Origin of the sequence: Dolichospermum sp. UHCC 0259, from assembly GCF_009711935.1 — a bacterium.
Classification (GTDB): Bacteria; Cyanobacteriota; Cyanobacteriia; order Cyanobacteriales; family Nostocaceae; genus Dolichospermum.
In genome coordinates, this window is the sequence record NZ_VIKX01000025.1 from 20,627 (window position 1) to 34,021 (window position 13,395).

Here is a 13,395-nt window from a genome sequence, read left to right on the forward strand (position 1 = left end):
TTTCTACTGTAAAAGGGATTGTGACAGATGATGTTGTGACCATTACAGCGTGACTTGAATTTTTTATGCTTTTGAATTTAGAAAGATTTTATCAGGCTTGTAATCCTTCCCGTCCGTTAATGATTGAGAATGTAGATGACCGGATGTATTATATTGATTTTACTTCAGTCCGGGGTGGGAAGATTATTGAGGCTTTGCTGCGGACTATTACGAAGATTTCTCCAAATACGCCAACCTGCCAGTTATTTACAGGACATTTGGGCTGCGGAAAATCTACGGAGTTATTAAGACTTAAGGCTGAGTTGGAGGCGCAGGATTTTCATGTGGTCTATTTTGAGTCTACTCATGTTTTGGAAATGGTAGATATAGATATTACAGATATTCTGTTGGCGATCGCTGGTTTGGTAAGTCAAAACTTGGAAGCGATGAAGCTGCGTGTCCAACCCAGTTATTTTACTAAGTTGTTTGGGGAGTTGGTAGATTTTTTGCAAACGCCTTTAGAATTGGGGGCAGAAGCGGAATTATCTGTGGGGATTGCCAAAATTACGGCGAAAACTAAGGAAAGTCCGCAGTTACGCAGACGGTTAAGAGACTATCTAGAACCACGCACAGAAAATATCTTACAATCAATTAATAAAGAACTATTAGACCGGGCGAATTTGGAGCTAAAAGCCAGGGGTAAGAAGGGATTGGTGGTGATTGTGGATAACTTGGATAGGGTGGCGGTGCGTCCTTTACCGTCTGGGCGATCGCTTCCCGAATACTTATTCATTGATCGAGGAGAACAATTAAGAAAATTACATTGTCACATAGTTTATACAATTCCCTTGGCTTTGACATTTTCCAATGATAGCGCCCAACTACAACACCGTTTAGGGGGTGGAGTCGCACCGAAAATATTACCGATGATTCCCGTGCGTCAACGTTGTGGAGACATTAATAGTGAAGGACTGGGATTAATGCGCCAAATGGTCTTAGCCAGAGCCTTTCCTGATATGTTACCAGGCGATCGCTTGAATTTAGTTACTCAATTATTTGATAATTTAGAAACCCTAGATCGTTTATGTCTAATTAGTGGTGGTCATGTCCGCGACTTATTAGGATTACTATTTGATTGTTTGCGAGAACAAGACCCACCTTTTGATCGCCAATGTGTAGAATTAGTGATTCAAAGACAACGAGATTACCGGGCTAACGCCATTGATATAGAAGAAAGTGAATTAATCTTTCAAGTAATTCAAGATCAACGAGTTAGAGGCAATGCAGAGTACGACATTTTATTACGCAGTTTATTCGTCTTTGAATATCGTGATCACCAAGGAGTTTGGTTTGCACTTAACCCGGTTTTAGCAGAAATTGAAAAATTTAAATTATGGTTAAAAGACAGCAAGCAGAGAATATAATCGCTGCTAATCAACAGTCTTTGCGTAGTTTAGAAAGAGCAATTACCTTTTCTAAAAATCAGTTTTCAGTTATTTTACTGTGCTGTAACTACGAATTTCTGCGAGATATCATCCAGCAGCAACTAGCAATTAATGGTTGGGGAAATGAGCGCATTCAAAGTATTTTTTTAGATGAAAATACCACAAGTTTATACACAACTATTAAATCACAAATTGCCATTGCTGAACCCGCTGGATTAATGATTATGGGGTTTGAATCAATCTATGAAATAGATGATCTCCTGCGTTCCATTAATCAAGTTAGAGATGAATTTCGTAAACATTATCAAATCCCCATAATTTTTTGGGTAAATGATGAAGTTTTACAAAAAATCGTCCGGTTAGCTCCCGATTTTGCCAGTTGGGCAGCTACACCAATTAGATTTGAAATGACTTCTGTGGGATTACTAGAATTTCTCCACCAAGAAACCGACGATTTATTTACGAGAGTTTTACAAAGTAATTATGCTCAAGCTAATCCTGTCACCTTAGAACAAGTATGGATTAGTAGTGATCAACTACATTATGCAATTAAAGAATTGTATGATAGAGGGATTAGCATCGAAGCAGAATTAAATGCTAGGTTAGAATTTATTTTTGGCATAGATGATTATGTTAATAATCGAATTGATTCTGCCTTAAATAACTTTCAAAAAAGTTTGCGTTTTTGGCATCATCAAGAAAATTCATGGCTGCCAGAATATGCAAATCATATAACAGAACCACCCAACTCATCCTATGCTTATCTTTTAAAACAGTCAATTTTATTATTTTATATTGGATTATGCTGCTGTCGTCTTGCCGAACAAAACCCCAAATCAAAAAAGAGATATTGGCAATCAGCTAAGACATATTTTCAGCAATGTTTACAAACATTTGAAATTGCTGGAAGGATAGATTTAGTTTCAGAATTTATTGAACAATTATTAGAAGTCTTATATAGTTTAAAATCATGGGACATATTAGCAGTTATCGCTAAAAAATCCCTAGAATTACATCAAATATATGGTAGAAAAATTCAATTAGCTTGTGATTATGGTTTTTTAGCACAGGTAGCCTTACATAATTCAAACTGGATACAAGCTAGTATTTTAGCGCATATATCACTACTACAATTAGAAACAGAAAAAAATTACCCAGAATCAAATCATTATTTATTTCCTCTAATCTTAGAACAAATTTATTTATTAACTTTAGCTAAAGCCCTTCATAATCTAGGACAAATAACCGTAGCAAAAGAATATATAAATGAAGCATCTCAACGGCTTTCATCAGCCTTAGAAAACAGTGAACATCAATATGATGCCCATCGTTATATTCGCTTATTACATAATTTAAGGTCATTATACTTTCAAAGAGGACACTATCTTCAAGCCTATATTATTAAACAAAAACTTCGTTCTGTAGAACAACAATATGGTTTTGTCTCCTTTATTGGGGCTGGACGGTTACAACCTCAAAGACAAGTCACTAACCCCACTTTAATATCTATATTTGGCAGTAATAGTATCGCCTTAGAAATTGCTGCTTCCGGTAGAGAATCTGATGTTAATAACTTAATTGGCAGAATTAGTCGTGCAGACCAAAAATTAATAGTTATTCATGGACAGTCAGGTGTTGGTAAAAGTTCTACTGTCACTGCTGGCTTAGTTCCTGCACTGCAAACCCGCGCTGTTGGTGATCAAATTGCTGTACCAGTTGTTCTCCAAGTCTATACAGATTGGTTAGGAGAATTAGGAAAATCTTTTGCTAAGGCTATGTTAGAACTGTGGAAAACATCAGCGATTGAAACAGAATCTCGATCTGATTTTTCCCAACCTACAACTATTAATAGCATTTTGCAACAATTACGGGAAAATGCAGATAATCATTTAATTACAGTGTTAATTTTTGACCAATTTGAAGAATTTTTCTTTGGTTATACAGATATTCATGAAAAACAGGCATTTGATCAATTTATTAGTGATTGTTTAGGCATATCTTTCGTAAAAGTTATTTTAACTTTGCGCGAAGATTATTTACATCGGCTTTTAGATTTTAAACATCTCTCATCAATTGATGTAATTAATAATAATATTCTTGATAAAAATATTCGTTATCAACTGAATAACTTTTCTCCTGAAAATGCCAGAAAAATCATTCAAAAACTAACTGAACGTTCACATTATCAATCTCAACTTAAATTAGAACCAGATTTAATTGATGCGTTAGTTGCGGATTTGTCTTCAGAATTGGGTGAAGTTCGTCCGATAGAATTACAATTAGCCGGCGCACAATTACAGGATAAATATATTACTACTCTAGCACAGTATCACCCCTATCGTCCCAATAAGTTAATTCAAACATATATTCAAGAATTAATTAAAGAATGTGGAAAAGAAAACGAACGGGCTGCTCTTCTAGTTTTATACTTATTAACAGATGATAATAATAAAAGACCTTTTAAAACCCGTGCAGAATTAACATTAGAACTCTCAGAGTTAGAAGATCCTAGTAAATTAGAGTTAATTTTAGATATTTTAATTCGCTCTGGGTTAGTTGTGATATTTCCCAATGTTCCCGAACGCTATCAATTAATTCATGATTATTTAGTCAGCCTAATTCGTTATTTACAACAACAAGAATCTGGATTGCAAACACAAATTAATACATTACGGGATAAAGTTAGAAATAGTTATCAAGAAATTGAACGTCTTAAAAGTGAATTAAGAAAAAATCAAAACAGTGTTAATTTAGAACATATCCACTATCCACAAGGAGATAATTTACTGGCAGAATTACGAGAATTACGCAAGCGAGAAGAAGAAAGTCAAATAGAAATTCAACATTTACGAACAGAATTAAAAGAAAAAGAGTTGATTGCCAAATTAGCTGATAGTCAGGAAAAACAACGGTTAAGTGCAATTAGATTAAATATTGCCCTCAAAATAGCCTTAACAGCTTCTATTATTGCTATGTTTGGCTTAACTACTTCTGTAATTACGTCCACAGATAGTGAAATGAAAACCTTAAGTGCGTCTAGTGAGGCTTTATTTGCTTCTCAAAAAGGTATTGATGCTCTTAAAGAAAGTTTAAAAGCCGGGAGAAAATTAAAAAAAACTCTATGGAGAAATACTTTTACTCAAGAAAAGGTATTAACTGCACTGTATCAAGCGGTTTATGGAGTCAAAGAACGTAACCGCTTAGAAGGTCATTTATCGGGGGTGAGAATGGTGACATTTAGTGCTGATAAATCTTTAATAGCTTCAGCTAGTGCAGATACAACAATTAATCTTTGGAGTCCTCGCGGGATTTTATTAAGGACTTTATCAGGTCATGATGATGTGGTAAATAGTGTAAATTTTAGTCCTGATAGTCAAATGTTAGCTTCTGCTAGTCAAGACAAAACAATTAAATTGTGGAATCGAAAAGGTAAACTCCTACAAACTTTACTCGGTCATACATCTGTAGTCAATAGCGTCAGTTTTCATCCTTATGAAAAAATTATTGCATCTGCTAGTACAGATCAGACTATAAAATTGTGGAGTCAAGAAGGTAAGCTACTAAAAACTTTAGGAAGTCATAAAGATGCGGTTTTAGCTGTAGCTTGGTCTGGTGATGGTAAAATTATTGCTTCTAGTAGTGCTGATAAAACAATAAAATTGTGGAGTAGAGAAGGTCAGTTACTCAAAACTTTATCGGGGGATAAAGATGCTGTTGTCGCTATAGCTTGGTCTCCTAATAGTGAAATTCTTGCTTCTGCTAGTATGGATAAAAAAATCAAATTATGGAGTCGAGAAGGTCAATTACTCAAAACTCTTTCTGGACACAGTAGCGGTGTTATTAGTGTTAATTTTAGTAATGATGGTCATACTCTAGCATCTGCGAGTATGGATGAAACAATTAAAATTTGGAGTCTTGATGGTAATTTACTAGAAACTCTGAGAGGACATAATAGTTGGGTAAATAGTGTCAGTTTTGGTCCTGACGGACTGACTTTAGCATCTGCTGGTAGGGATAAAACTATTATTTTATGGCGTTGGGATAGTCTGATTTTGCATCATCCCCAAACTAATGATGACTGGGTGACAAGTATTAGTTTTAGTCCTGATAGTCATGCTATTGCTGGTGGTTGTCTGGATAAAACAATAAAAATCTGGAATCGAGATGGTAAATTACTAAAAATATTCATTGGTCACAATGATCAAGTTTGGGGTGTAGCGTGGTCGCCTGATGGTAAAATCATTGCTTCTGCTAGTAAGGATAAAACAATTAAATTATGGAGTCCAGATGGGACTTTAATCAAAACTTTAAATAATCATACTGATACAGTTTTAGCTGTGGCGTGGTCGCCTGATGGTAAAATTATCGCTTCTGCTAGTAAGGATAAAACAATTAAATTATGGAGTCGAAATGGGACTTTACTCAAAACTTTAAATGGTCATACTGATGCTGTTAATTGGGTGAGTTTTAGTCCTAATGGTAAATTTTTAGCCTCTGCTAGTGATGATAAATTGGTGAAAATATGGACAAGTAATGGGGAAGTTATCAAAAATTTAACTGGTCATACTCGCAGGGTAAATGGTGTAGCATGGTCGCCTAATGGTAAATTATTGGCTTCCGTTAGTCTTGATAGTACGGTTAAAATTTGGGGTGAGAACGGTATATTACAAAAAACTCTTATGGGGTATGGTGATGGTTTTATTAGTGTTAAGTTTAGTCCAGATGGTCAAACTCTAGCAGTAAGCAGTGATAATAAACTCAGGTTGTGGAATCAAGAAGGTGTTTTATTGATGATTTTAAAGGGTGATGCTGAAGAGTTGAGTAGTGTTAGTTTTAGTCCAGATGGTCAAATATTGGCTGCTGGTAGTGATCAAGGTAATGTAATTTTAAGGAAGTTGTCAGATATTAAATTAGAAAGTTTATTGAAAAGTAATTGCCATATTCTAAAAGATTATCTACTGTATAATCCAAATATGACTAGGAAAGATGGCTATAGAGAGCAAAGTTACCGCACTTTGTGTGAAAATGATTAGGGGCATAATTCGTAATTACTCTTTTTAACTATTTTTTAAGCAATAAAAACCTGTTATAACTATGCAAATTAATTTTTTACCAGATGATATTACTGTCAATGCTGAGGTGGGAGAAGCTTTGTTAGATGTGGCGGAACGGGCTGGGGTATCAATTCCTACGGGTTGTCTGATGGGAACTTGTCACGCTTGTACTGTAGAATTGGATGATGGGGAAGTTGTTCGGGCTTGTATTACTGCTGTTCCACCAGGAAAGGAGAAATTAACAATCCATCTTTTTAGTGATCCAACTTGGTAATTATCTTTTGTTTCGCGCAAAGACGCTAAGAAGCAAAGGCGCAAAGAAGAAACAAGCTTGTAGACAAGCAGAATAAATAGGTAGTATGTCTAGCAATGGGTTCTTGTCAAGGAATTAGCTATGGATTTATCATTTAAAGATATCAAGTTCATAATCGAATCTTTTGATAATTTGATGGTAAAATACCAAGAAAGAATAAATCAAATTGAAGACTTGGATGAATATGAAGATGAAGTATCTGATCTAGGAAATGATATAATGTTTTTATCATCTCTTCGCAAAAAAATAGATGATAGTTTAAAGGATATCTCCTTCTAATTCTTTCTCCTGACTCCTAATTACTTTCGGGTGTGGGTGTTTCTGTGGGAGTTGGTTCTTCTATTGGTGTTGCTGAGGGTTCGGGTTCTGAGGGATTTTCTGCGGTGACGGTGAGTTGATAATCTACGGATTCTGAGGCTTTGGAAACGACAACAAATTCATAAAATCCTTTTTCTGGTAATGTCTCGGATACAGTTCTTTTTTGAGAATCTTCTATTAATACGATTTTCCCAGAGGGGGAATAAATTGAGAGTAAAACTTTTGAATTTGCTTCTAGATTAACTTCCATATTTTGGTCTTTGGCTAGTCCAGCAATAAAAACTTTACCTTTTCCTGGCTGGAGAGTTCCACTTACTGTTTTACCTGTAGCGCCTTCAGGAAAGACTATTCTTTCAAATATGCTTTTGTCAAGAATGGCGTTAAATTGATCATTAACAAATGCGTACCAAACTTGTCCAATGGGTTGTTTAATAAAACTTTTACTCTTTTGTTCAGGAAATTCACTGAAAAAAGCTGCATCACCTAAATCATATAAAGACCGACTACCAACGTTGATTTGATTGATTTTAAATTGCCAAATTGCGCGTTCATCTCCAGTATAATTTCCCAATTGACTACGGGAGTCAGAAGTGATGGCGGATAGTTTTTCTAGGACTTCGGCGGCGGTTTGATCCCATTCGGTGCGGAGATTTTCATCTTCGGGATTATCAGTAAGAATACGCCCTTTTAAATTGGGATATTTTTCTCGAAATACTTGGTTTACCAGTGTAACATAAAACTTATAATTGATATCTAATTCTTCACGGCGATCTTTCAATTTTTGTTTGCGTTGTCTTTCTTCTGCTGAAAAAGTTACTTCGGGTTTTGCTGTTTCTGTGGGATTGGAACTGGGTACAATTGTCGGGTTATTTGTCTGTAAATTGTTGGTAGGGGGTTTAATTTTTTGCCAATGTAAATAACTGCCAATAGTCAGGACAAAGACGAGAATCAAGACATTTTTTCCTGTCCAAATACCTGGTTGGGAAGGGGTGGGAATAATCACGGGTTCAGGAACTGGAGTTGGGATTTTGGGGGGAGAAATGGCAACTGTAGCAGTTGTGGGGGGTTGAGTTTGCTGATGGTTAACAGTTTGAGTAATAGGTTGGGTAATAATAGGTTGAGGATTAAGGACTTGGAGAAGTTGACGGGCTGTTTGATAGCGATCGCTGGCAATTGGTGATAACATTTTGTCTATGATTTGCCCAAGTGCGGAACTGAGGCTGATTTCCCGTCGCCATTGCCAACTAAAATTATAAGTATCAATTAATTCTTGGGGTTGTTTACCTGTCAGTAAAACTAACATTGTGACGGCTAAAGCATATAAGTCACTGTGGGTGGACACCATACCAGTTTGCATTTGTTCTGGGGGTGCAAATCCTATTTTTCCCAACAAAGTGCCATTGGTGGGTGAGGTAATTGCCCCTGTTTGATAATATTGAGAGGCGACGGTGGCGGCTACTTGTTTAACACCTCCAAAATCAATTAATACAGGTAATTGATCACTACTACGAAGCATTAGATTATCAGGAGAAATATCACGATGAATCACCCCAAGGGAATGAATATATTCTAATACTGGTAAAATTTGCTGTAATAATTGGCGGATTTCTGTTTCTGTAAATTTTAAACCCTGTTTTTGACGACTATTTAATAAGGAATTATAAGTTTCACCATCTATATGATCTTGAACTAGAAAAAGACTTTCTTTCCCTTGGATGTTGATGCGTAATAGTTCCCGAAATCGGGGTATTTGAGGATGTTGTAATTTGTAAAGAACACTTGCTTCTCGCTGAAAAAGTTCTTCGGCTTTTTGGACAACGTAGGGAGTTTGGATTTGGGGAGAAAATTCTTTTAAAACACAAGGTTCTCGAAAGCGGTTAAGGTCTTCTGCTAAGTAAGTTTTACCAAATCCTCCTTGGCCAATTTGTCGAATAATAACATAGCGATCGCCTAAAGTTTGTCCTGCTTGAATACCTGAATTTCCTGATGTCGGTACGCTGCCAATTTTCTCTCCACATTGGAGACAAAACCTACTACCAGACGGATTTTGATGCCCTTGAGAACAATAAATATTAGTCATTAGTCATTAGTCATTGGTCATTGGTCATTGGTCATTGGTCATTGGTCATTGGTCATTGGTCATTTCTGAAAATTACCGATTACCCATTACTTATTTTCTACTTTATCAGATGCGATCGCATACCAGATTTGTAGAAAGGTTTTTTGATTGAGTTTTCCACGTTCCTGACCAGGAAACAACGGTTCAAAAGTCTGATATGTATCTGCGCGTAAATCCTGGAAAGATTTATATTTACCCAATTTGTCCGCTTTGGCTAACTGTTCCCAGCGTTGGGAATCCTGTTGACTATAACTACCTATTTTCTTTTTAGCAGTTTCACTTAAATTAGCTTTTTCTAGATTATTTAATAACTTATTAGCAATAGTATTCCATTCTTCTCTCAAAGCTGCATCTTCGGGGTTTTGAGTTAACTTGCGGTTCTTTAATTCTGGTCTTTCAGCATAAAAAACTTCATTAACTGTGTTAGTAAAAAATGCCGAAGAAATTTCCAACTGTTGGAGACGAATAAACACCTGTTGAATACTACGGTTAGGATTATTTTTTCCACCTCCAGGATTATTAATAGATGGAATTTTGGGAACTTCAACTTGGGGAACTTTAATTGAAGTTATTCCTTTAACTGCAAAATTTCCTAAAGCAAACATACCCGCACCTGTTGACAACATTGCCGTAGTCATAATAAAGCTAACCATAAAAGGCCGTAACCATTTTGGCATGGGAATTTTTTGCACAAACAAACTTGTCTGATTGTGGACACCACCATGAATACTGCGAACGCGCTTGATTCCTGGCGCTACTACCTGTGTTTTCAACTTAGTAATATAGGGATTGGGATTATTGTTAGAAGTTTGCATAGTCTGTGGTGTAGATGAAGTAGATGGTAAAGGTAAATCTTTAATAACTTGTTCGGCTTTTTGATAGCGATCGCTCGGCTTATATGCCAACATCTTTTTTAAGACAGTCTCTAATTTGGGACTAACCTTAATTTCCTTACCCCAAAGCCAAACCCCATGAAAGCTATCATAAAGTAAATGTGGTTCTTTCCCCGTCATTAATACCAAAGCCGTCACCGCTAACGCATAAAAGTCACTGTTTTTATAAACTTTTCCCTGGAGTAACTGTTCCTCTGGTGCGTATCCCTTCTTACCTAACAAAGTTGCATTTACAGCCAATTGTGTCCGCCAAAAACCCTGAGAAGCTGGTAACTGTTTAACACCTCCAAAATCAATCAATACGGGTAAATTATCACTTTGGCGCAAAATCAAATTATCTGGGGAAATATCGCGGTGAACTATATCTAAAGAATGAATATAAGTTAGCACAGGCAGAACATGATGCAGTAAGTTAATTACCTCCTCCTCACTAAAAGACTTCCCCTGACTTTGACGCTGTGCAAATAACTGGTCGTAATTATCACCCTCAATGTAATCTTGCACCAAAAAGAAAAAATCCTTAGTCCCAATTTTGGCGGATAAAGAAGCATGAAACTGGGGAATTTGGGGATGTTGGATTTTTTTGAGGACACTTGCTTCCCGTTCAAACAGTTCCTTAGCCTTTTGTAATTCCTGCGGTTTAACCACATTGGGGGCAAATTCCTTTAAAACGCAGGTTTTTCGGGATTTTTGCCGATCAATCGCTAAATAACTGCGGCCAAAACCACCTTGTCCTAATATCCGCGCAATTTCATAACGATTATCAATAACTTGTCCCACCGTCAAAGGTAATGCTTCACCACACTGAGTACAAAAACGATGACCGCCATTATTTAGATGTTGTTGACTGCAATATATTTGCATGATCCGGGGAGATAAATGGAGAGTTGTCAATGGCTACAAAAGCAACGAGGTAATTTACGTTCTTGTAGCATCTCACAGCTAAAATTTTTATGGAAGTTGCCAGATTCTAATTGTCCCATCTTCGCTACTACTAGCAAGAAATTTTTGATTTGGACTAATAGCGATCGCTTCTACCGCATTTGTATCACCGCTCATAGTTGAGATTAGCTTACCAGTGCGCCAATCCCAAAATTTTATTTTGCCATTAAAATTGCCAGTAATCATCCTTCGTCCATCAGCAGTGAGGACAATTGACTCAATTGAATCTGTATTCTGAGTAAAATCACGCAACAATTTACCCGTACCTAATTCCCAAAACTTCAGAGTATTAATGGCGCTATCTTTATTCACCAACTGACCAAAACTACCACTAATCACCACCTTATTATCCAAACTCACAGCCAAAGCATCAACACCCGGTGGATGTTCCATACTGTGCAACAGTTTTCCAGTCCGTAAATTCCACAATTTAACTTGTTCCTTTGCCGCACTATTACCCCCACTACCACTGATAAGAGTTTTCCCATCAGGACTGATAGCCAGACGACTAATATAATCTGAATGTCCCACAAGAGTCCGCAGTCGTGTTCCCGTCTGTAAATTCCATATTTGGATTTGACGATCATCACTACCACTGACAAGGGTTTTGCCATCAGGACTAATTGCTACTGCTTCCACTGGCAATGAATGTCCAGCGATCGTCAAAAGTAGTTTACCCGTAGACAAATTCCACACCTTAACCGTATGATCAATATCGCCACTCACCAAAATCTGTCCATTTGTCCCACCCATAGCCAGAGACGTAACACCTTCTGATTTAGATTTCAGAGTATTTAAAAGTTTACCAGTCTGTAATTCCCAGATTTTAATACTTCCTGACCGACTACCACCAATTAATTTTTTGCCATCAGCACTAATAATAATAGCTGGAACTCTTTCTGGTTCTTTGAATGTGAAAATCGGTTGACTACTTTGGCTGACATAAGTAGTTGCATGAGTAGGAGGAGGAGTCAATGAATTAGCTGGAAGCCAAGGTATAGCCACACCCAAAGTAGCGATCGTCAAAATTTTCCAAGAAATTAGATTCATATAATAATAGGTTAGAGCTTTTGTAGTTATGGCTTTTGTAGGGTGCGTCAGACCCGATAATTCTGTAAAAAACAGATTTCCTCTATCTGACGCACCCTACTCAATCAGTTATTCCCAAAGCCGAAAACGACGCAATTTCGTTTATTGATATGATGGTGAGTTTGTACAGTGGGTAAATCCCATAGGTTACTAAAAAATTGCATTTATAGATAGAATTTTCAGCAAGAACAACCAGATTTTTTTTACAAACCAGCCTTATGACACCACAAATATCAACACAAAAAGCAATTCGGGGATTAGAAGATTTTATCTCAACTCCCTTAGCAGACAAACTAGAAAAACACTTGAATATTGACTCTCAAGAAATAGCTTTGAGATTATTTCAAGATGTAGCTGCTAGTGTACCCGCTTATCAGGCATTTTTAGCAGAACGAGACATAAATCCTCAAGATATTCAAACATTAGTAGATTTCCAAAACTTACCAAAAATTAATAAAGAAAATTATATTTCCCGTTATTCTTTGCCCCAACTGTGTAATAATGGAAAACTAGGAAGTTGTGATATGATTGCTGCTTCCTCTGGCTCAACAGGTAAACCCACATTTTGGCCACGTTTCATCACCGACGAACTAGAAATAGCCACCCGCTTTGAACAAATTTTTCATGATAGTTTTCATGCCGATACTAAACCCACTTTAGCAGTAATTTGTTTTACCTTGGGAACTTGGGTTGGTGGAATGTTTACCACTAATTGCTGTCGTCATTTAGCCGCTAAAGGTTATCCAATTACCGTTATTACTCCAGGGAATAATAAAACAGAAATTTTGCGAATTGTCCAAGAATTGGGCAGTAATTTTGAGCAAGTTGTCTTATTAGGATATCCACCATTTCTCAAAGATGTGATTGATACGGGTATTGCCAATGGAATGCAGTGGGGACAATATCACATTAAGTTAGTCATGGCAGGGGAAGTATTCAGTGAAGAATGGCGCGATTTAGTTGGGGAAAGAATCGGTTCAGAAAATCCCTATGATGATTTTGCTTCCATGTATGGAACAGCAGATGCAGGAGTTTTAGGCAATGAAACCCCTTTAAGTATTTGTATTCGGCGGTTTTTAGCAGCCACACCTGCCGCAGCTAAAGCATTATTTGGAGAGTCGCGTTTACCTACTTTAGTTCAATATGATCCTTGCAGTCGGTTTTTTGAAGTAGAAGATGGAAATTTACTATTTTCTGGGCGTAATGGTGTGCCTTTAAGTAGGTTAACAGAAAAATTTAAAGG

Annotated in this window: 8 protein-coding genes; 5 read left to right on the forward strand and 3 right to left on the reverse strand. The window is 36.7% G+C overall.

Annotated elements, in window-relative coordinates; genetic code table 11:
- The first annotated feature begins 65 nt into the window (after positions 1 to 65).
- The 4 genes from FJR05_RS02860 to FJR05_RS02875 all read left to right on the forward strand — a co-directional run bounded on the left by FJR05_RS02860 (position 66) and on the right by FJR05_RS02875 (position 7,070).
- Positions 66 to 1,403, forward strand: a complete 1,338-nt coding sequence (locus tag FJR05_RS02860; protein ID WP_168642723.1) for a P-loop NTPase fold protein — start codon at positions 66 to 68, stop codon at positions 1,401 to 1,403.
- Positions 1,373 to 6,457, forward strand: a complete 5,085-nt coding sequence (locus FJR05_RS02865) for a hypothetical protein (protein WP_168642724.1) — start codon at positions 1,373 to 1,375, stop codon at positions 6,455 to 6,457. Before FJR05_RS02860 ends, FJR05_RS02865 begins: the two co-directional genes overlap by 31 nt.
- 61 nt (positions 6,458 to 6,518) lie before the next feature.
- The gene (locus tag FJR05_RS02870) at positions 6,519 to 6,752 is read left to right on the forward strand and encodes a 2Fe-2S iron-sulfur cluster binding domain-containing protein (protein ID WP_174783558.1); all 234 of its coding nucleotides are present in this window, start codon (positions 6,519 to 6,521) and stop codon (positions 6,750 to 6,752) included.
- A gap of 120 nt (positions 6,753 to 6,872) precedes the next feature.
- Entirely contained in the window at positions 6,873 to 7,070 is a 198-nt protein-coding gene (locus tag FJR05_RS02875) for a hypothetical protein (RefSeq protein WP_168642725.1), read from the forward strand.
- Positions 7,071 to 7,086: 16 nt separating this feature from the next.
- Here FJR05_RS02875 and FJR05_RS02880 read toward each other — a convergent pair whose 3' ends face one another.
- The 3 genes from FJR05_RS02880 to FJR05_RS02890 all read right to left on the reverse strand — a co-directional run bounded on the left by FJR05_RS02880 (position 7,087) and on the right by FJR05_RS02890 (position 12,113).
- On the reverse strand, positions 7,087 to 9,189 hold the full coding sequence (locus FJR05_RS02880; RefSeq protein WP_168642726.1) for a protein kinase: 2,103 nt from the start codon (positions 9,187 to 9,189) through the stop codon (positions 7,087 to 7,089).
- An 86-nt stretch (positions 9,190 to 9,275) separates the two neighbouring features.
- Positions 9,276 to 10,985, reverse strand: a complete 1,710-nt coding sequence (locus FJR05_RS02885; protein WP_168642727.1) for a serine/threonine-protein kinase — start codon at positions 10,983 to 10,985, stop codon at positions 9,276 to 9,278.
- An 87-nt stretch (positions 10,986 to 11,072) separates the two neighbouring features.
- The gene (locus FJR05_RS02890) at positions 11,073 to 12,113 is read right to left on the reverse strand and encodes a WD40 repeat domain-containing protein (RefSeq protein WP_168642728.1); all 1,041 of its coding nucleotides are present in this window, start codon (positions 12,111 to 12,113) and stop codon (positions 11,073 to 11,075) included.
- A gap of 257 nt (positions 12,114 to 12,370) precedes the next feature.
- Here FJR05_RS02890 and FJR05_RS02895 point away from each other — a divergent pair.
- Positions 12,371 to 13,395: phenylacetate--CoA ligase family protein (locus tag FJR05_RS02895; protein WP_168642729.1), on the forward strand; the 1,025-nt coding region annotated here is incomplete at its 3' end.